The 19360-nt window shown below is 76.0% G+C and carries 17 protein-coding genes; 12 read left to right on the plus strand and 5 right to left on the minus strand.

Annotation, left to right across the window (positions count from 1 at the left end):
• The 4 genes from ACFPK1_RS15045 to ACFPK1_RS15060 all read right to left on the minus strand — a co-directional run bounded on the left by ACFPK1_RS15045 (position 1) and on the right by ACFPK1_RS15060 (position 2707).
• Positions 1 to 852 (minus strand): alpha/beta fold hydrolase, encoded by an 852-nt coding sequence (locus ACFPK1_RS15045; protein ID WP_378021738.1) that lies wholly within the window; start codon positions 850 to 852, stop codon positions 1 to 3.
• Positions 853 to 914: 62 nt separating this feature from the next.
• On the minus strand, positions 915 to 1394 hold the full coding sequence (locus ACFPK1_RS15050; protein WP_378021739.1) for a phage holin family protein: 480 nt from the start codon (positions 1392 to 1394) through the stop codon (positions 915 to 917).
• Positions 1395 to 1574: 180 nt separating this feature from the next.
• Positions 1575 to 2030, minus strand: a complete 456-nt coding sequence (gene arfB, locus ACFPK1_RS15055; RefSeq protein ID WP_378021740.1) for an alternative ribosome rescue aminoacyl-tRNA hydrolase ArfB — start codon at positions 2028 to 2030, stop codon at positions 1575 to 1577.
• A gap of 17 nt (positions 2031 to 2047) precedes the next feature.
• The gene (locus tag ACFPK1_RS15060; RefSeq protein WP_378021741.1) at positions 2048 to 2707 is read right to left on the minus strand and encodes an acetate uptake transporter; all 660 of its coding nucleotides are present in this window, start codon (positions 2705 to 2707) and stop codon (positions 2048 to 2050) included.
• A 195-nt stretch (positions 2708 to 2902) separates the two neighbouring features.
• Here ACFPK1_RS15060 and ACFPK1_RS15065 point away from each other — a divergent pair, with 195 nt between their 5' ends.
• From ACFPK1_RS15065 to ACFPK1_RS15105, 9 genes are all read left to right on the plus strand, one after another.
• The gene (locus tag ACFPK1_RS15065; protein WP_378021742.1) at positions 2903 to 3640 is read left to right on the plus strand and encodes an oxidoreductase; all 738 of its coding nucleotides are present in this window, start codon (positions 2903 to 2905) and stop codon (positions 3638 to 3640) included.
• A gap of 175 nt (positions 3641 to 3815) precedes the next feature.
• Positions 3816 to 4919: a septum site-determining protein Ssd gene (gene ssd, locus ACFPK1_RS15070; RefSeq protein ID WP_378021743.1), complete on the plus strand. Its 1104-nt coding sequence runs from the start codon at positions 3816 to 3818 to the stop codon at positions 4917 to 4919.
• Entirely contained in the window at positions 4916 to 6220 is a 1305-nt protein-coding gene (locus ACFPK1_RS15075; RefSeq protein ID WP_378021744.1) for a TadA family conjugal transfer-associated ATPase, read from the plus strand. Before ssd ends, ACFPK1_RS15075 begins: the two co-directional genes overlap by 4 nt.
• On the plus strand, positions 6217 to 7026 hold the full coding sequence (locus ACFPK1_RS15080; protein ID WP_378021745.1) for a type II secretion system F family protein: 810 nt from the start codon (positions 6217 to 6219) through the stop codon (positions 7024 to 7026). The genes ACFPK1_RS15075 and ACFPK1_RS15080 overlap by 4 nt, the downstream gene beginning before the upstream one ends.
• Positions 7023 to 7742 (plus strand): type II secretion system F family protein, encoded by a 720-nt coding sequence (locus tag ACFPK1_RS15085; RefSeq protein ID WP_378021746.1) that lies wholly within the window; start codon positions 7023 to 7025, stop codon positions 7740 to 7742. Before ACFPK1_RS15080 ends, ACFPK1_RS15085 begins: the two co-directional genes overlap by 4 nt.
• A 42-nt stretch (positions 7743 to 7784) precedes the next feature.
• A complete protein-coding gene (locus ACFPK1_RS15090; protein ID WP_378021747.1) occupies positions 7785 to 7991 on the plus strand; it encodes a DUF4244 domain-containing protein in 207 nt (68 codons plus the stop codon).
• Positions 7991 to 8509 (plus strand): TadE family type IV pilus minor pilin, encoded by a 519-nt coding sequence (locus ACFPK1_RS15095; protein ID WP_378021927.1) that lies wholly within the window; start codon positions 7991 to 7993, stop codon positions 8507 to 8509. The genes ACFPK1_RS15090 and ACFPK1_RS15095 overlap by 1 nt, the downstream gene beginning before the upstream one ends.
• The gene (locus tag ACFPK1_RS15100) at positions 8506 to 8964 is read left to right on the plus strand and encodes an Rv3654c family TadE-like protein (RefSeq protein ID WP_378021748.1); all 459 of its coding nucleotides are present in this window, start codon (positions 8506 to 8508) and stop codon (positions 8962 to 8964) included. Before ACFPK1_RS15095 ends, ACFPK1_RS15100 begins: the two co-directional genes overlap by 4 nt.
• A 188-nt stretch (positions 8965 to 9152) precedes the next feature.
• On the plus strand, positions 9153 to 9797 hold the full coding sequence (locus ACFPK1_RS15105; protein WP_378021749.1) for a bifunctional DNA primase/polymerase: 645 nt from the start codon (positions 9153 to 9155) through the stop codon (positions 9795 to 9797).
• Positions 9798 to 10124: 327 nt separating this feature from the next.
• Here the strand turns inward: ACFPK1_RS15105 and ACFPK1_RS15110 are convergent, their stop codons facing one another.
• Positions 10125 to 12485, minus strand: a complete 2361-nt coding sequence (locus tag ACFPK1_RS15110) for a DEAD/DEAH box helicase (RefSeq protein ID WP_378021750.1) — start codon at positions 12483 to 12485, stop codon at positions 10125 to 10127.
• Between the two features lie 230 nt (positions 12486 to 12715).
• Between ACFPK1_RS15110 and ACFPK1_RS15115 the strand changes: the two genes are divergently transcribed.
• From ACFPK1_RS15115 to topA, 3 genes are all read left to right on the plus strand, one after another.
• A complete protein-coding gene (locus tag ACFPK1_RS15115; RefSeq protein ID WP_378021751.1) occupies positions 12716 to 15034 on the plus strand; it encodes a sodium-translocating pyrophosphatase in 2319 nt (772 codons plus the stop codon).
• A gap of 128 nt (positions 15035 to 15162) precedes the next feature.
• On the plus strand, positions 15163 to 16134 hold the full coding sequence (locus tag ACFPK1_RS15120) for a hypothetical protein (protein WP_378021752.1): 972 nt from the start codon (positions 15163 to 15165) through the stop codon (positions 16132 to 16134).
• 390 nt (positions 16135 to 16524) lie between these two features.
• Entirely contained in the window at positions 16525 to 19332 is a 2808-nt protein-coding gene (gene topA, locus ACFPK1_RS15125) for a type I DNA topoisomerase (RefSeq protein WP_378021928.1), read from the plus strand.
• Positions 19333 to 19360 lie beyond the last annotated feature (28 nt).

Genomic DNA, 19360 nt, shown 5'->3' on the forward strand with positions numbered 1-19360 from the left:
TCACCCGTCGTCGAGGAAGTCCAGCAACGCGTCCGTGACGTGCTGCGGCGCCTCCTGGTGCGGGAAGTGCCCGACGCGCTCGAGGGTCCGGTGCCGGTGCCCGGCGTCGCACCAGCGGGCCGAGGCGCGGGCGACCCGGTCGGGCACCCACGGGTCGGCGCCGCCGTGGACCTGCAGCACGGGCACGGTGACGCGGCGGTCCATCGCGGCGGCGTAGCGCGCCCCGTCGGGCCGGAACTGCGAGCGCACGCTCCAGCGGAAGCCCTCGACCGCGGTGTGCGACACGCGGGGCAGGAGCATCGCGGCGCGGTGGTGCGCGGCGACCTCGGCGAACTCGGGCGCGGCGGCCCAGCCGGGCCCGGAGCCGGTGCGCAGCAGCTCGGCGACCCAGGCGCCCCCGTCCCGGCGCACCCGCCGCTCGGGCAGCCGCGGCGGCTGCAGCGACATGAGGGTGCGCAGCGCCGGGCCCCAGGGCCGACGGCGGGCCGCGGCCCGCAGCGCCAGCGGGTGCGGCGCGGCGACGACGCCCAGGCGGGACACGACCCCCGGGCGCAGCGTGGCCAGCGTCCAGGCGACGGCCCCGCCCCAGCCGTGACCGACGACCGTCGCCTCCCGCGCCCCGAGCGACCGGACGAGACCGGCGGCGTCACCGGCGAGCGTCCACAGGTCGTAGCCGCGGGGCGGCCGGTCGGAGTCGCCGTAGCCGCGCAGGTCCGCGGCGGCGACCCGGAACCCGGCGGCGGCGAGCGCGGGCAGCTGGTGGCGCCAGGCCCACCAGAAGCCGGGGAACCCGTGCAGCAGCAGCACCAGCGGCCCGGACTCCGGCCCGGCCTCGGCCACGTGCAGCTGCACGCCGTTGGCCGAGACCGTCCGGTGGCTCCAGGGGCCCGGGATGTCGGACCCCGCGACGGCGCTCAGGCGGCGTCGCTGCGGCCGCGGCTGAACACCGCGACCGACTCCTTGGCGGACTCGATGGTCCGCTCCGGCGCCTTGATCTTGCGCACCTTGAGGTAGCCCAGGAGGCCCGCGATGCCGGCGACGACGATCATCAGCCCGAAGGTGACCGCGTAGCCCGCCCACTGCTGGGTCGGCCAGATGAGGTTGAAGGCCTCGGACACCGCGATGAAGAAGAAGAAGAGGCTGAACAGGGCGACGACGCCGGCCACGACGAAGAAGACGCTGCCCTGCACCCCCTTCTTCACCTCGGCGGTGATCTCGGTCTTGGCGAGCTCGACCTCGGCCCGCACGAGGGTCGAGACGTGGGTCGTGACCTCCTTCACCAGCGAGCCGACGGAGGCGTCGCCGTCCTGGCGCACGGGCTCGGCGTGGAGGGGGATCGAGGGGACGACCGGCGGGGTCGACGAGCCGCTGGCCGGCTGCTCGGGGCGGGTCACGGGCGCTCCTGGCGGTGTTCGGTCGCTCGGGTCGGATCGGCGAGCGGGGTGCTGAGGTCGGTCATCGTGCCACGTCACCGGCGGTACTCCGCGCCACACGGTGTGCCGCGCGCTGATCACGCTCGGCCCGGGTCTTCCCTTCAGCGCCGGTGCGTACTCCGCCGGTTCCCCCGAAGGGGGCTACTCGCCCGTCGGACGACGGCGCAGGGCCTTCACCGCGCCCTGACGACGCTTGCTCTCGAGGCGTCGTCGACGCGCCGAGCGGGAGGGTGCGGTGGGGCGGCGGTCCGGGGGATCGGGGGCCAGCGCGTCGCGGATCAGGGCGGCGAGACGCTCGCGGGCGGACCGGCGGTTGCGTCGCTGGGAGCGGTCGTCGGCGGCGACGACGGTCAGGACGCCGTCGTGCAGGCGGCCGGCGAGGCGCGCGAGCAGCCGGTCGCGGTCGGCGTCCCGGAGCGGTGCCTCACCGAGGTCGACCGACAGTTCGACCCGCGAGTCGGTGGTGTTGACGCCCTGCCCGCCCGGGCCGCCCGCGCGGGAGAAGCGCCACCGCAGGGCGGCGGCGGGGAGCACGACGTCGCGGGTGACCACGAGGTCACCCGCGACGTCGGTGCTGGAGGGTCCCGCCGGTGGCACACCGGCAGGATGCCCGCTCAGCTGCGCGGACCCACCGGCAGCACGGTGCGGCCCCACGTGGCGTTCGTGACGACGGCCGCGGAGGCGTACCAGGCGATCAGCGCCGACAGGAGGCCGACGAAACCGCCGACGGTGGCGATGGCGTCGGCCCCGGTGAGGTCACCGACGGCCAGCAGCGCGAACGTCAGGAACAGGGTGGCGAACACGCCGACGAGCGCGCTCGTGGTGCGCAGCGAGGCGATCAGCATGTACAGCGTGAAGATCGCCCAGCCGACGAGGAAGATGCCGGTGGCGGTGGTGATGCTCGCTTCCGGGACGCCCGAGGCCTCCATCTCCGGCTCGATGAACTGGACGTAGGCGGCGAAGGCGAGCCAGAACGCGCCGTAGGAGCAGAACGCGGTGGCGCCGAACGTGTTGGCCTTGCGGAACTCCCACAGCCCGGCGACGAACTGCGCGATCCCGCCGTAGAACAGGGCCAGCGGCAGGACGGCGGGCTCCAGGGCCTCCGGGGCGAGTCCGGCGTTGAACAGGCTGAGCACGAACGTCGTCAGGGCGAAGGCGGCCAGGCCGAGCGGGCCGGGATCGGCGATGTTCTGGGTGGTGTCGGCAGGGGCGGGAGCTCGTTCCGGCGTCGTCCTCACGGTGCGCTCGTCGCGCATCTCGGTGGTGCTGGACATGGGCTGCTCTCCACTCCGGTCGGCTGTGCTGCGGATCACGTGGACCTGGGACTGCCCGCGTTCGCGAACCGGATAATCGAAATGGATTCACCGGACCGATACAGGTCCGTCCGGCGGTTGCCGCGAGGGCCGTTCGGCCGTGTCTACTGGACTGTGACGTGGGTCGTCGGGGCCGTCCTGCGACCATGGCCCGTCGTGGCCGACCCGCTGGAGCCCCTCACCCGCCTGCCGGGCGTCGCCGACGACGCCGCCGCCGTCCGCGAGGCGCTGACCCGGGTGCACAACCACCGCACCAACCGGCGCGGCTGGCCCGCCACCGCCGCCGAGGCGTCGGTCCGCGCGGCGCGGGCCTCGGCGAGCCTCGACGGCGGCTCGGCCGAGCTGCCCGCCGACGGTCCGGTCGAGGACCCCGTGCTCGCCGGCTCCCTGCGTGTGGCCGAGGCGCTCGGCGGGCTGCTGTCGGCCTGGCGCTCGGCCCCGCGGCAGGCGCTCGCGCGGCTGCACGTGCTCGCCGCCGCCGACCTGCCGGGGGTCACCGACGACGACCTCGGCCGGCCCCGCCGCGACCCCGGGGTCGGCGAGCGCCTCGACGCCCTCGCCGGGCTCGTGACGGGCGGGACGTCGGTGCCCGCGCCGGTGCTGGTCGCCGTCGTCCACGGCGAGCTGCTCGCCCTCGCGCCGTTCGCCACCGCGACCGGTGTCGTCGCGCGTGCCGCGGCCCGCCTCACCGCGGTCGCGACGGGACTCGACCCGAAGGGCCTCGCGGTCCCCGAGGTCGGGCACTACCGCGCGGCCGAGGAGTACCGCGCGTCGGCGGCCGCCTTCGCCACCGGCGAGCCCGAGGGCCTCGCGCGCTGGTTCGCGCACTGCGCCCAGGCCTGGCAGGTCGGCGCGCGCGAAGGGCTCGGCATCGCCGACGCGGCGTCCGCGTAGGACGGCTGCTCGGGCGCCTCCGCTGCGACGTCCGGCCCGGTTCGGCGCCCAGCACGGGCGTGGGTTGTCCCCACCCCCTCGGTCGGTCCCCAGGCGCGGAGTCGCTGCTCACGGCCCCGGTCCCCGGCACGGCAGCGTGCTCCTCGTCAGGCGGTGGGCGAGGAGGGCACGGGCGATGGCGGCGAGGTATGGCACGGCCGAGCGGCGCGTGGTCGCGATGACCGACGACGAGGAGCTCCTCGACGAGGTCGTGCGGCTCGCGGCCGCAGCGGAGGTCGAGCTCGAACGGGTGCCGGACGCGGCGGGCCTGCGGCGCCGGTGGCACACGGCCGCGCTGGTGCTGGTCGACGAGGGCGCCGCGCGCGCCGCCGGTCCGCTGCGGCTCGGGCGCCGCGACGGCGTCGTGCTCCTGTGCCGGGGCGACCCGCCGGGCACGCTGTGGGAGCACGCCGTCGGGGTGGGCGCCGAGCACGTGGTCTCGCTGCCCGAGGGCGAGGAGTGGCTGGTCGCCGAGCTCGCCGACACCGGTCCGCGCGCCGACGCGGAGCCCGGGCGGGTGGTCGCGGTGGTCGGCGGGCGCGGCGGCGCCGGCGCCTCGGTGCTCGCGGTGGCGGTCGCGGCGTGCGCCCGGACCCGGGGCACGCGGGTGCTGCTCGTCGACTGCGATCCGCTCGGGGGAGGCCTCGACCTGCTCGCCGGCGCCGAGGAGCTCGAGGGCCTGCGCTGGAGCGGGCTCGCGCTCGGCGGCGGCGGAGGCGGTCGGGTGGCCGCCGCGTCGCTGCACGAGGCGCTGCCCTCGCCCGACGGGATGCTCACGGTGCTGGCGTGCGACCGAGCCGGGGCGGGCCCCGATCCCGGCGCGGCCGTCGCCGTGGTCGAGGCCGGCCGGCGGGCCGGCGAGGTCGTGGTGTGCGACCTCCCGCGCCATCCCACCGACACCGCGCTGGCCGTCGCCGACGTCGCCGACCTGGTGGTCGTGGTCGTCCCGGCCGAGGTCCGCGCCGTCGCCGCGGCCGCCCGCGTCGTCGAGCCCCTGGCCGAGCGCGGGGCGGTGCTGCGGCTGGTGGTCCGCGGCCCGGCGCCGGGCGGGCTCGACGCCGACGACGTGGCGAACGCCCTCGGGCTCGACGTGCTGGCCTCGGTCGACCAGGAGCCCGGGCTGGGCCGGTCGCTCGACCAGGGCAAGGTGCCGGGCCTGCGCCGCGGGCCGCTCCAGGACGCCGCCGAGGCCGTGGTCGACGCGCTCGAGGCGGGCGCGCAGCGGGGGCGGGCGGCATGAGCGCCGCGCCCGAGTCCGCGCCGGCCGAGCTCGTCGACCGGGTCCGGACGCGCCTGGTCACCTCCGGCGGACAGGCCGGCGTGGGCGAGCTCGCGGCCGCGGTGCGCGCCGAGGCGCGCGGGGTGGTCGGCGACGCGGACGTCCTGACCGCCGTGCGCGGCCTGCAGCGCGAGCTGGTCGGGGCGGGGCCGCTCGAGGAGCTCCTGCGCGAGCCGGGCACCTCGGACGTGCTCGTCACCGCGCCGGACGCGGTCTGGATCGACCGGGGCGCCGGGCTCGAGCGCACCGCGGTGACGTTCCCCGACGAGGACGCCGTGCGCCGCCTGGCCCAGCGCCTCGCGAGCGCGGCCGGCCGGCGTCTCGACGACGCCAGCCCCTACGTCGACGCCCGCCTGCCGGGCTCCGGGGTGCGGCTGCACGCCGTGCTCGCCCCGGTCGCGGCGGACGGCACGTGCGTGTCGCTGCGGGTGCTCCGCCCGGCGCGCCACGACCTCGCGACGCTCGCGGCCACCGGCACGGTCGACGCCGACGGCGCGGCCCTGCTGCGCGCGGTGGTGGCCGCGCGGCTCGCCTTCCTCGTGGTCGGCGGCACCGGGTCGGGCAAGACGACGCTGCTCTCGGCGCTGCTCGGCGAGGTCGCGCCCGGTGAGCGGATCGTCTGCGTCGAGGACGCCGAGGAGCTGCGGCCGGTGCACCCCCACGTCGTGCGCATGGTGTCCCGCCCGGCGAACGTCGAGGGCGCCGGCCAGGTGCTGCTGCGCGATCTCGTGCGCCAGGCGCTGCGGATGCGCCCCGACCGGCTCGTGGTCGGCGAGGTGCGCGGCGGCGAGGTCGTCGAGCTGCTCGCGGCCCTGAACACCGGCCACGACGGCGGGGCGGGCACGGTCCACGCCAACGCGCCGCGCGAGGTGCCCGCCCGCCTGGAGGCCCTCGCGGCGCTCGGCGGGCTCGGGCCGGCCGCCCTGCACAGCCAGCTCGCCGCGGCGGTCCAGGTGGTGCTCCAGGTGCGGCGCGGGCGGGACGGCGCGCGGACCCTCGACGCCGTCGGCATCCTGCGGCGCCGCGACGGGGCCGGCGAGGTGGTCGTCGTGCCGGCGTGGACCCGCGGGGACGGATGGGCCGTCGGGCGCGCCGACCTCGCGGCCATGCTGCGCGAGCGCGGGGTGGCACCGCCGTGGGAGGACGCGCCCGACCCGCCGGAGCCGCCGGCTCCCGCGCCGCCGGCGCTCGTCCCCGCCCGGACCCCGCGGGCCGTGCCGGTCGCCGCCGGTGTCGCCGTGCTGCACCGGGAGCCGGCGTGAGCACGGTCCTGGCGCTCGTCGCGGCCGCGCTCGTGTGCTGGCCGGCCCCGAGCGCGGCGCTGCGCCTCGCCCGGCCCGCGACGCCGGCGCGGCGCGACCTGCCCGGGCTGTCGGGCCTCCTGCGACGCCGGGCAGTCCTGCTGCCCGCCGCGGCCCTCCTCGGTCTCGTGGCCGCCGGTCCCGGCGGTGCGCTCGCCGCCGTCGTGCTCGCCGCGACCCTCGACCGGCACCGGGTGGCCGCGAGCGCCGAGCGCGAGCGCACCGCGGCCACCAGCGCCCTCGCCGAGGCCCTGTCCTCGTTCGCCGCGGAGATCCGGGCCGGCGCTCCGCCCGCCGCGGCGGCCGCGTCGGCGGGCGCGGACGCGCACCCGGCCGCGGCGCGCGTGATGACGCTGCTCGGGGCGACCGCGCACCTCGGGGGCGACGTCCCCGCCGCCCTGCGTGCCGCGCGGTCCCGCGAGCCGGCCGTCGGGGTGCACCTCGACCGTCTCGCCGGCGCGTGGGCGCTCGCCGACCGGCACGGCATCGCGCTCGCCGGGCCCGCCGGCGCCGTGGCGCACGACCTGCGCGCCCGCTCCCGGATGGCCGGCGGTCTGCGGGCGCGCCTGGCCGGGCCGCGCGCGACCGCCGCGGTGCTGGCCGGGCTGCCGGTGCTCGGCCTGCTGCTCGGCGAGGGCATCGGCGCGCGGCCGTGGGCGGTGCTCACCGGCGGCCTGCTCGGGCAGGCGCTGCTCGTCGTCGGCGTCGGGCTGGTGTGCGCCGGGCTCGCGTGGACCGAGCGGATCGTCGCGGGGGTGACCCGGTGAGCGTCCCGGTCGGCGTGGCCCTCGCCCTGGTGTCCCTGGCCGCCGCCCTCGTGGCGGCGCCGGGCCCGGTCGCGGCCCACTGCCGCACGGCCCCGCCGGCCCCGCCGCGGCGCGCCGCCCGGGAGGGCCTGGCGCCCGGCCTCGCGCTGGTCGCCGTCGGCCTCGCCGCGCTGGCCGGTGGGGCGGGCGTCGCCGGGGTGCTCGCCCTGGCCGCCGGCGTCGCCGTGGTCGCCCTGCTGCCCCGCTGGCGGGCGCACCGGGCCCGCCCGCGCCCCGATCCGCTCGGGCTCGCCGGGGCGTGGGACCAGCTCGCGGCCTGCCTGCGCGCCGGGCTCTCGCTCGACCGCGCCGCCCGCGCCGTCGTGCCGGTGCTGCCCGCCGCCGCCGGCGAGGCCCTGGGGCGCGTGGCCGACCTCGTCGCGCTGGGCGCCGACCCGGCCGCAGCCTGGGCGCCCGCCCTCGAGGTGCCCGACACGGCGCGCCTCGCCCGCGCCGCCCGGCGCTCGTCGCGCAGCGGGGCCGCGGTCGCCGACGTCGTCGAGGCCGTCGCCGCCGACCTGCGCGCCGAGGCCGCCGACGCGGTCGAGGCCCGCGCCGAGCGCGCCGGTGTGCTCGTCACCGGGCCGCTCGGCCTGTGCTTCCTGCCGGCGTTCCTGGCCCTGGGCATCGTCCCGGTGGTCGTGGGCCTCGCCGGGCCGCTGCTGGAGCAGCGATGAGGCCGCCCGCCCCGCCGGGGCGTGGGAGGAGAGGAGATCCCCATGACAGCACCGACGGCACGATCACGCCTGCGCGACCGCCTGGCGCACCTGCGAGACGACGACGCCGGGATGTCGACCGCCGAGTACGCGATCGGCACCGTGGCCGCCGCGGCGTTCGGCGCGATCCTCTATCAGGTGGTCACCGGCGACTCGATCGTCGGCGCCCTCACCGAGATCGTGCAGAGGGCGCTGACCAGCACCTTCTGATCGGTGACTCCGGGTCGGTCACCGTCGAGGCCGCGTTCGCGGTCGGCACGCTCGTCGTGGTGCTCGGCATCGTCCTCGCCGCGATGGGGGCGGTGGTGCTCCAGCTGCGCTGCGTCGACGCCGCCACCGAGGCCGCCCGGTTCGCGGCGCGCGGCGACGAGGACGCCGCCCATCACGCCGCGGAGCGGCTGCTCCCCGGCGGCTCGGAGGTCAGCGTCGACGTCCGGGGCGACGACGTCGTGGCCCGCGTCCGTGCGGTGCCGCTGGGCTCGGCGCTCCCGGGCGTGCGCGTCGGCGCGGAGGCGCTGGCGTCCCGCGAACCCTCGCCGGTGGCGCCGGCCGAGGGCCCCGATCCGCTCCCCGGCGGGCTGCCGGAGGCCGAGGCCGGGACCGACCCGGCGCCGGCCTCCGGCACGGTCCCGCCGGGGTCGCTGCCGGGGTCGCTGCCGGGGTCGCTGCCGGGGTCGCTGCGGGGATCGCCGACACCGCCGCCGACACCGACGGGAGCCCCGCGGTGAGCGGCGCGGCGGGCGGTCGACGAGCGGTCGGCGACGCCGGGTCGGCCACGGTCCTCGCGGCCGCCGCGGTGGGCGTGCTCGTGTGCCTGCTGGGCCTGGGCCTGCAGCTGGGCGCGGCCACGCTCGCCCGGCACCGGGCCGAGGCGGCCGCCGACCTCGCCGCGCTCGCCGGGGCCCGCGAGGCCGTACGCGGGGCCGATGTGGCCTGCGCGCGGGCCGGGGAGATCGCGGCGGGCAACGACGCGCGGCTCGTGGCGTGCGCCGTCGAGGGCTGGACCGTGAGGGTGATCACCGCGGCGCCGTGCCGCTGCTTGCCGAGCGTGTCCGGTGACGCCACCGGGCGAGCCCGTGCGGGTCCGGTCGCGGTCGCCGGACCCCCGTCCGGTCCTGGAGGGGTGACCCGCGGCGACCGGGAGGTGAACGTGCCGGGACGAGCGGAGGGCGGCCCCGGGTGAGCGGCGGGCCGGGTGGGCGATCGGGGGCCGTCGTGCTGTCCGTCGCGCGCTCGCCCGCTGAACGGGGCCGACCGTGACGCTCGGCGTGTGATCACGGCCGATGAGCGATGACGGGTGGCGAAGTGACGTGTGCGGGCCGTTACTGGATACAGCACGCCGGGGGCAGGAACCGGTTCAGGAGGAAGCCGATGCAGTGGTGGGACAGCTATCGCGCCGTCTACGGCACGGAGCTCCGCGCTGAGGCCATGGTGCTCGCCGACCACGGCTGGGCGGTCGTTCCGGGCACGTTCCCGCAGGGCGAGGTCTGGAGCGGTTGCCCGGACGCCGCCCAGGACGGGCCGTGCCCCGTGCTCGACGACTGGGCGCGCCGGGCGTCCACCGACTGCGACCAGATCGCCGACTGGTGGTCCGGCCTGCCGTACTCGATCCTGCTGCCCACAGGGCTGACGTTCGACGTGCTCGAGGTGCCCGCCACCGTCGGGCGCCGCGCCGCCGCCGTGCTGCGCGCGGTCGGCGTCCCGGTGCCGATCGCGGCGACCCCGACCGGCGAGTGGCTGTTCCCGGTCCTCCCGGGCGAGCCCCTGCGCCCCGACCTCGCCGAGCGCGCCGGGATCGTGCTGCACGGCCGCGGCAGCTGGTTCGTCGCGCCGCCCTCCACCCACCCGCAGGGCTCGGCGCACTGGCGGGTCCGCCCCGCCGCGTGCAGCTGGAACCTGCCCGACCCGTTCCGCGTCCAGGACGCGCTGGCCGAGGCCGTCGCCCAGCGTCCGGCCGTCGCCGGCGGCGGGTCGACCTACCGCCTCGCCACCGTCGCCACCGGGGTCCGCTCCTAGCAGCCGGCGGCGGCACCACCACAACTCCACAGACTTCGGGTCCCCTCGGGGCGACGCCGGACCAGCGAGGCCACACCAGCGCCGCGCGCCCGTCACCCCACCCGGACCTCCGAAGGCCGACGCGCCGGTCCACCCGTCGCGACCGGCCGACGGTCCGGGCCGGGGGAGGACCCCGCGGCGGTGGGCCGCCCGCGACCGCGTCGCGCGCCCACCGCCGCCACAAACGGCGCCGCAGGCCGGGTCGAGCCACTCCCCGGCCTGCGGCGCTCCAGACCTCGCCGCGGGTCGGGACGGACCCCGATCCCCCGACCCGCGGCGGAGCCAACGTCAGTCCGGGGCGACGCCCAACCGCCCCAGCACCGCGTCGAGCACGAGGATCGCGCCGGCCTTGTCGAGCGGGTCGTTGCCGTTCCCGCACTTCGGCGACTGCACGCACGACGGGCACCCCGACGGGCACTCGCAGTCGGAGATCGCGGCCCGGGTCGCGGTGAGCCACTCCCGCAGCGCCTCGTGGGCCCGGTCGGCGAAGCCCGCACCGCCGGGGTGGCCGTCGTGGACGAAGACCGTCGGGTGCCCGGTGTCGGGGTGCAGGGCGGTCGAGACGCCGCCGATGTCCCAGCGGTCGCAGGTCGCCACCAGCGGGAGCAGCCCGATCGCCGCGTGCTCCGCGGCGTGCAGGGCGCCGGGCCAGCGCGCGGGCACCAGGCCCGCCGCCAGCAGCGCCGGCTCGGACAGCGTGTACCAGACCGCACGGGTCCGCAGCGACCGCGCCGGCATGTCGAGCGGAGTCGAGTCGAGCACCCGCCCGGAGGGGAGCTTCCGCAGGTAGCCCACCACCTGCTCGGTGACCTCGACCGAGCCGAGGCAGACCTGCAGCTCGCCGTACCCCGCGCACTGCTCGGTCTCCTCGACCGAGATGTCGATCACCGTGCGCGCCTGGGTCGTCCACTCCGGGTCCTCGGCGTGCACGTGCGCCAGGCCCTCGTCGAGGTCGAGGGCGTCGACGACGTAGCTCTCGCCCTGGTGCAGGTGCACCGCGCCGGGGTGGACGGTCGCGGGTGCCGTCCCGGGGTCGACGGTGCCGAGCATCCGCCCGGTGTCCGACTCGACGAGCACCACCTGCTCGCCGCCGGAGCCCCGGATGTCGACGCCGGCGTGCGGCCGGTCGGTGGGGTGCGACCAGAACCAGCCCCCGCGCCGCCGGCGCAGCAGGCCCTCGGCGACGAGGTCGTCCACGACCGAGAGCGCCGCCGTCCCGCCCAGCGCGGCCACGTCGTCTCGGGTCAGCGGGATCTCCGAGGCCGCGCAGGCGAGGTGCGGCGCGAGCACGTAGGGATTGGTCGGGTCGAGCACGCAGCGTTCGAGGGGCGCGCCCAGCATCGCCTGCGGGTGGTGCACGAGGTAGGTGTCCAGCGGGTCGTCGCGGGCGACGAGCACGACCAGCGCGTCGTCGCCCGAGCGCCCGGCGCGTCCCGCCTGCTGCCAGAACGACGCCCGCGTCCCGGGGAAGCCCGCGACGACGACGGCGTCGAGGCCCGCGATGTCGACGCCGAGCTCGAGCGCGTTCGTCGTCGCGACGCCGCGCAGCGCCCCGGTGAGCAGCGCCTGCTCCAGCTCCCGGCGCTCCTCGGGCAGGTAGCCGGCCCGGTACGCCGCCACCTGCCCGGCGAGCTCCGGATCCACCTCCGCGAGCACCCGCCGCGCCCCGAGCGCGGTCAGCTCGGCCCCGCGCCGCGACCGGACGAACGCCAGCGACCGGGCGCCCTCGAGCACGAGGTCGGCGAGCATCCGCGCGGTCTCCGCGCCCGCCGAGCGCCGCACCGGCGCCCCGTTCTCCCCGGTGACCTCCTCGAGCAGCGGCGGCTCCCACAGCGCGACCGCCCGTGCCCCGCGCGGTGAGCCGTCGTCGGTGACTTCCACCACGTCGAGCCCGGTCAGCACGGAGGCCGAGGCGGCGGGCTCGGACACCGTCGCCGAGGCGAGCACGAACGTCGGGTGCGCCCCGTAGCGCGCGCAGACCCGCCGCAGCCGGCGCATCAGCAGCGCCACGTGCGAGCCGAAGAGCCCGCGGTAGGTGTGGCACTCGTCGATCACGACGTAGCGCAGCCGGCGCAGGAACGTGGTCCAGCGACCGTGCCGCGGCAGGACGCCGCGGTGGAGCATGTCGGGGTTGGTGAACACCCAGTTGGCGTGCTGGCGGACCCAGTCGCGCTCGGGGATCGGGGTGTCGCCGTCGTAGGACGCGGCGCGCACCCCGTCGACGCGCAGATCGTGGACGGTGCGCAGCTGGTCGGCGCCCAGCGCCTTCGTCGGCGAGAGGTACAGCGCGGTCGCGCGCGGGTCCGTGTGCAGGGACGACAGCACCGGCAGCTGGTAGGCCAGCGACTTCCCCGACGCCGTGCCGGTGGAGACGACGACGTGCTCGCCGGCCCAGGCGCGGTCGGCGGCGGCGACCTGGTGTTTCCACGGGCGCTCGACGCCGCGGGCGACGAACGGGGCCCGCACCGACTCGGGCACCCACTCGGGCCACCCGGTGGTCCGGCCGTCGCGGGCGGGGACGATCTCGGCGTGGGTCAGCGGGCTCTCGCCCTCGGGGGTGCCGGCGAGCACCCGGCGCAGCAGCTGCGCGCCGCGCGTGTCGCCGGGCAGCGCGGCGGGGCCGTCCACCAGCCCGTGTCCGCCGCCCACGCGCTCCGACCCTGACACAGGCCCCGCACTCCCGCTCTCGTTCGAGAAAGAAACACACCTCACAGCGCCCGGGGGAACTGCCGTGCGACCGGGTGACTCCCACCTCCTACACTGCGGCACCTGTCCACCACCTGAGTGTCGTCGGGTCGGTGGCCTGTATTCATCACGCGCCGAGGTCGCCGCGAGGCCGGGCCGGGCGCGTCGAGCAGAAGTGCCAACCGGGAGGCTGGATGCAAGCGTCCGTCCTCGCCGCGGGGATCTCGTTCTCCGCCGGCGACAACATCGTGGTCGTCGTGGTGGCGGTCGTGGCCGTCATCGCGCTGATCATCGGCGTCGTCCTGCGCCAGCAGGTCCTCGCGGCCGACGAGGGCACGCAGGGGATGCGTGACATCGGCCGTGCGGTGCAGGAGGGCGCGAGTGCGTTCCTCACGCGCCAGTTCAAGACGCTCGCTCCGTTCATCGTCGTCGTCTTCCTGGTGCTCTTCGCGCTGCCGGCCGGCAGCACGGGCGAGCTGATCGGGCGTTCGGTCGCCTTCGTCGTCGGCGCCCTGTTCTCCATGGCGATCGGCGCGCTGGGCATGAACCTCGCGACCCAGGCGAACATCCGGGTCGCCGCCGCGGCCAACGAGCCCGGCGGGCGCGACAAGGGCGCCAAGATCGCGTTCCGCACCGGCGGCGTGGTCGGCATGGCCACCGTCGGCCTCGGCCTCCTGGGCGCGGCGATCGTCGTGCTGATCTTCGTCGAGGAGGCCCCGCGCGTCCTCGAGGGCTTCGGCCTCGGCGCCGCCCTGCTCGCCATGTTCATGCGTGTCGGCGGCGGCATCTTCACCAAGGCCGCGGACGTCGGCGCCGACCTCGTCGGCAAGGTCGAGCAGAACATCCCCGAGGACGACCCCCGCAACGCCGCGACGATCGCCGACAACGTGGGCGACAACGTCGGTGACTGCGCCGGCATGGCCGCCGACCTGTTCGAGTCCTACGCGGTCACCCTGGTCGCCGCCCTGATCCTGGGCTCGGTCGCCTTCGGCACGCTGGGCCTGACGTTCCCGCTGATCATCCCGGCGATCGGTGTCCTCACCGCCATCGTCGGCGTGTTCATCACCCGCACCCGCGAGGGCGAGAACGCGCTGCGCGCCATCAACCGCAGCTTCTACATCTCGGCGATCATCTCGATCGTCGCCTGCTCGCTCGCGGCGTTCTACTACCTGCCGACGAGCTTCGCGGAGCTGCCCGGGGTCGACGCCGAGCGCATCGGCGACCTCGCCGCGGCCGGCAACCCGGCCGTCATCGCCGCGGTCGCCGTGGTCATCGGCATCGTGCTCGCGATCATCATCCTGTCGCTGACGGGCTACTACACCGGCACCGAGACCCAGCCGGTCAAGGACGTCGGGACGAGCTCGCTCACCGGTGCCGCGACGGTGATCCTCGCCGGCATCTCGGTCGGCTTCGAGTCGGCGGTCTACACCGCGATCGTCATCGGTGCGGCCGTCTACGGCGCGTTCCTGCTCTCGGGCTCCGTGTTCGTCGCCCTGTTCGCCGTGGCCCTCGCCGGCACCGGCCTGCTGACCACGGTCGGCGTCATCGTCGCCATGGACACCTTCGGTCCGGTCTCCGACAACGCGCAGGGCATCGCCGAGATGTCCGGTGACGTCGAGGGCGCCGGCGCGGACATCCTCACCGAGCTGGACGCGGTCGGGAACACCACGAAGGCCATCACCAAGGGCATCGCGATCGCCACCGCGGTGCTCGCCGCGACGGCGCTGTTCGGGTCGTACAACGACGCGATCACCCAGGCCTACAGCGAGGCCGGCCAGGCGATCGGCGACATCTACAACATCACCGCCCCGAACATCCTCGTCGGCGTCGTCATCGGCGCGGCCGTCGTGTTCATGTTCTCGGGCCTCGCGGTCAACGCCGTGTCCCGCGCGGCGGGCGCCGTGGTCTACGAGGTGCGCCGCCAGTTCAACTCGATCCCCGGGATCATGCAGTACCGGGGCGGCCAGGGTGAGGGTCGGCCGGAGTACGGCAAGGTCGTCGACCTCTGCACCCGCGACGCGCTGCGCGAGCTGGCCACCCCCGGCCTGCTGGCGATCCTCGCCCCGATCGCCGTCGGCTTCGGCCTCGGTGTCGGGCCGCTCGCGGGCTACCTCGGCGGCGCGATCGCCGCGGGCACGCTGATGGCGGTGTTCCTCGCCAACTCCGGTGGTGCCTGGGACAACGCCAAGAAGCTCGTCGAGGACGGCAACCACGGCGGCAAGGGCTCCGACGCCCACGAGGCGACGATCATCGGTGACACCGTCGGTGACCCGTTCAAGGACACCGCCGGCCCGTCGATCAACCCGCTGATCAAGGTCATGAACCTGGTCTCGGTGCTGATCGCCCCGGCCGTCGTCGCCCTGTCGGTCGGCGTGGACGCCAACCCGGCCGTCCGCATCACGATCGCGGTCGTCGCGGTGATCGGGATCGCGGTGGCGATCTACGTGTCGAAGCGCCGCTCGACGGCGATCGCCGACTCGAATCAGGACGCGGCGGCTCCCGCCCAGGCCTGACCCGGGTCAGCACGTACTGAGCGAAGGGCCCCTCCGGTCGATCTACTCGACCGGAGGGGCCCTTCGCTCGTCTCGGGGACCGGCCGGTTCCCACGTCCGTTCGAACGCGTGTTCTAGGCTCCGCGGCCGTGGGGCAGCTGTCGTTCTGGTCGGCGGACGCCCGTCCGCGCGCCCTGGGCGACCTGGAGGGGCTGCTCTGCGGGCCCGGACGTGCGGAGATCTTCGGACGGGGCTCGGCGGCGCGGCTGACGATCGTCCTGGGCCCGGAGCCCGAGCCGGCGCCCGAGGAGGACGAGGGCGACGAGGACGAGGACGCGCCCCCGCCCGACGACACGCCCGAGCCCACGCTCGAGATCGACGACTCCGGATCCACCCCCGCGCTCGACCCGGACGAGCTCGCCCACCTCGACCTCGACCCCGAGGAGATCGCGGCGCTGATGGGGCGAGCGGGCGGCTTTCCTGACGTTGAGCGTCAGTATTTCGCCTCCGGCGCGGCAGCTCCCGCTCCGCTCCGTGCCGCACGAGGCCGCCACGCTGACATCCACGCCGACCCCCACGACGCCGGCGTGTCGCCGTCGCGAGCGTGTGGCGATCCTGGCGTGGGACGCCGGCAACGCCGCATCGCTCGCCGCCCCGAGCGCCCCGACGACCCGCTCCTGACGTGGCGCGTGCGGGCCCTGTGCTGCGCGCTGCGGGCACGCGGGGTGCCCGCCGAGGTCCGGCGTACCGAGGACGGGCGGCCGGAGGTGTGCACGGCGTTCCGGGCCGATCTGGTGGGGCTGGCCCGGGCCTGGACCTGCGGCGGGGGAATGAAGCACGTGCCCGACGGGTTCGAGTTGGACGGGCCGCGGCTGCGGCTCTGGGTACTGGCGGCGGGCGCGCTCGACGGGACGGCGTACACGCTCGGGCTCGACCCGGACGCGCCGGGATCGAGTGACCGTCTGCTCACGGCGAGTCGCGACGTCGGGCTCGGCGCCACCCTGGCGGGCGCGGCACGGACGCCGGTGCTGCGTATCGTCGGGAAGCGACGTCATGGTCGTCTCGGCGAGCTGCTGGGCCGTCCGCCCCGCGATCTCGCCGACGGCGTCTGGCCGGTGTGAGCCCGGCGACACCGGCTCGCAGAACACCCCGACGATCCCGTGACCAGCATCGATCGGGCCGGCAACCGGCCCGGTCGAGGGTCCGGCGGGCACCGTCACCACCCCCGTGCCGACGCGGTGACACCGGTCGCGCCTGGCGCAGCGGACACCGTGAGGCACACTGGCGGCGAGTGGCGACCCGCCATGAGTACGACGAGACGAGGCATGTCCGTGGCATCGACGAAGGGCTCGACGACGGCACGCAGCGCGACGACCGACGCCCCGACCCCCACCGAGAGCGGGTCGGCGGCGCGATCGAGCACGCGCGCGAAGTCCGGCGCGAAGTCCTCGGGGGGCGGCGGGAAGACCGGTCGCGGCGGCGCGACGCCCGCCGGTGACGGCGGTCGCCGGCTGGTGATCGTGGAATCCCCGGCGAAGGCCCGCAAGATCGCCGACTACCTGGGCTCGCGCTACATCGTGGAGTCCAGCCGCGGCCACATCCGCGACCTGCCGCGCGGCGCCGCCGACGTCCCCGCCAAGTACAAGGGCGAGGCCTGGGCGCGTCTGGGCGTCGACGTCGACAACTCCTTCGAGCCGCTCTACATCGTGACGCCGGACAAGAAGTCGACGGTCACGGAGCTCAAGGAGGCCCTCAAGGAGGTCGACGAGCTCTACCTCGCGACGGACGGCGACCGCGAGGGCGAGGCCATCGCCTGGCACCTGCTCGAGACGCTCAAGCCCAAGGTGCCGGTCCGGCGCATGGTGTTCCACGAGATCACCGAGTCGGCGATCCAGGCGGCCGCGGCCAACCCCCGCGACCTCGACCAGGACCTCGTCGACGCGCAGGAGACCCGGCGCATCCTCGACCGCCTCTACGGCTACGAGGTCAGCCCCGTGCTGTGGAAGAAGGTCATGCCGAAGCTCTCGGCGGGCCGGGTGCAGTCGGTGGCGACCCGCGTCATCGTCGAGCGCGAGCGCGAGCGGATGGCGTTCGTGTCGGCGGGCTACTGGGGCATCGACGCGGTCCTGCGCTCGCTCAAGGAGCAGGACTCCGCGAACACCCCCACCTTCAAGGCCGGCCTCGTCGAGATCGACGGCGCCCGGGTCGCCACCGGCCGCGACTTCGACTCCCTCGGCCAGCTCAAGACCGAGGGCGTCCGCCGGCTCGACGAGGCCAGCGCCCGCCGCCTGGCCGAGGCGCTGGCCGACCGCGACTTCACGGTCTCCTCGGTGGAGGAGAAGCCGTACACGCGCAAGCCCTACGCGCCGTTCATGACGTCCACGCTCCAGCAGGAGGGTGGGCGCAAGCTGCGGTTCTCGGCCGAGCGGACGATGCGCACCGCGCAGCGCCTGTACGAGAACGGCTACATCACCTACATGCGCACGGACTCGACCACGCTGTCCGACACGGCGATCAACGCCGCGCGCACCCAGGCCCGCGACCTCTACGGCCAGGAGAACGTCGCCGAGAAGCCGCGCCAGTACACGCGCAAGGTCAAGAACGCGCAGGAGGCCCACGAGGCGATCCGGCCGGCGGGGGAGTCGTTCCGGACCCCCGGCCAGGTCGCGGGCGAGCTCTCCAACGACGAGTTCCGCGTCTACGAGCTGATCTGGCAGCGCACGATCGCGAGCCAGATGCGCGACGCGCGGGGCACGACGATGACGGTGCGGATCGCCGCCTCCGCCGCCACGGGCGAGGAGTGCACGTTCTCCGCGTCCGGGCGCACCATCACCTTCCCCGGCTTCCTGCGCGCCTACGTCGAGACCGTCGACGAGGAGGCCGGCGGGCAGGCCGACGACGCCGAGAGCCGCCTCCCGCGCCTGGAGTCCGGCGAGCGGGTCGCGCCCGACGAGCTCGACCCGTCGGGGCACAGCACCAACCCGCCCGCGCGCTACACCGAGGCGAGCCTGGTCAAGACGCTCGAGGAGCGCGGCATCGGCCGACCCTCGACCTACGCGTCGATCATCAACACGATCCAGGAGCGCGGCTACGTCTGGAAGAAGGGCAGCGCGCTCGTCCCGAGCTGGATCGCGTTCGCGGTGGTCGGGCTGATGGAGCAGCACTTCGGGCGTCTCGTCGACTACGACTTCACCGCCGCGCTCGAGGACGAGCTCGACGCCATCGCGGCCGGCGACGCCCAGCGCGAGACGTGGCTGTCGCACTTCTACTTCGGGGCGAACGGCAACGGGTCGAACGGGAACGGGACCAACGGGTCGGGCCCGCCGAACGGTGGCGGCGAGGGCGTCGAGGCGTCCATGTCGAACCTGGGCGGGCTGAAGAAGCTCGTCGGGGACAAGCTCGAGGGCATCGACGCCCGCGAGGTCAACTCGCTGCGGATGTTCGCCGACGAGCAGGGTCGCGACGTCGTCGTGCGCGTCGGCCGCTACGGGCCCTACCTCGAGCGGATCGTCAGCGAGAACGGCGAGGAGAAGTCCCAGCGGGCCAACCTGCCCGACGACCTCCCGCCCGACGAGCTCGACCTGGCGCTGGCCGAGGAGCTGTTCTCGACCCCGCAGGAGGGCCGCTCGCTCGGCACCGACCCGGAGTCGGGCCACGAGATCCTCGCCAAGGAGGGCCGCTTCGGGCCCTACGTCACCGAGTCGCTGCCCGAGGGTGCGAAGGAGAAGCCCCGCACCGGGTCGCTGTTCAAGTCGATGACGCTCTCGGAGATCACGCTCGAGGACGCGCTGAAGCTGCTCAGCCTGCCGCGCGTCGTCGGCACGGACCCCGAGTCCGGCGAGGAGATCACCGCCCAGAACGGGCGCTACGGGCCGTACCTGAAGAAGGGCAAGGACTCCCGGTCGCTGGACAGCGAGGAGAAGCTGTTCACGGTGACGCTGGAGGAGGCCCAGAAGCTCTACGCCCAGCCCAAGCAGCGGGGCCGGGCCGCGGCGAAGCCGCCGCTCAAGGAGCTCGGCAAGGACCCGGCCTCGGGTGAGCCGATGGTCGTCAAGGACGGCCGGTTCGGGCCCTACGTCACCGACGGCACCGGGGTGAACGCCTCGCTGCGCAAGGGCGACGACGTCGAGACGCTCACCGACGAGCGAGCCGCCGAGCTGCTCGCCGAGAAGCGGTCCAAGGACGGCGTCAAGCCCGGGGCCAAGAAGCCGGCGGCCAAGAAGGCGCCGGCCAAGAAGGCAGCCGGCAAGACCGGCACCGCCAAGAAGACCACCGCGAAGTCGGGCACGGGCACGAAGCGCGGGACGCCGACCAGCTGACGCCGGCGGGACCCGTGTCCCGAGGACA

Source organism: Actinomycetospora rhizophila, from assembly GCF_042657905.1.
Taxonomy (GTDB): Bacteria; Actinomycetota; Actinomycetes; order Mycobacteriales; family Pseudonocardiaceae; genus Actinomycetospora; species Actinomycetospora rhizophila.

Excerpts from the sequence above, each read along its gene's own strand:
- ACFPK1_RS15060 (WP_378021741.1), bottom strand. The coding sequence starts at position 2,707 with ATGTCCAGCACCACCGAGATGCGCGACGAGCGCACCGTGAGGACGACG.
- ACFPK1_RS15115 (WP_378021751.1), top strand. The coding sequence starts at position 12,716 with ATGCAAGCGTCCGTCCTCGCCGCGGGGATCTCGTTCTCCGCCGGCGAC.
- ACFPK1_RS15090 (WP_378021747.1), top strand. The coding sequence starts at position 7,785 with ATGACAGCACCGACGGCACGATCACGCCTGCGCGACCGCCTGGCGCAC.
- ACFPK1_RS15075 (WP_378021744.1), top strand. The coding sequence starts at position 4,916 with ATGAGCGCCGCGCCCGAGTCCGCGCCGGCCGAGCTCGTCGACCGGGTC.
- ssd (WP_378021743.1), top strand. The coding sequence starts at position 3,816 with ATGGCGGCGAGGTATGGCACGGCCGAGCGGCGCGTGGTCGCGATGACC.
- ACFPK1_RS15105 (WP_378021749.1), top strand. The coding sequence starts at position 9,153 with ATGCAGTGGTGGGACAGCTATCGCGCCGTCTACGGCACGGAGCTCCGC.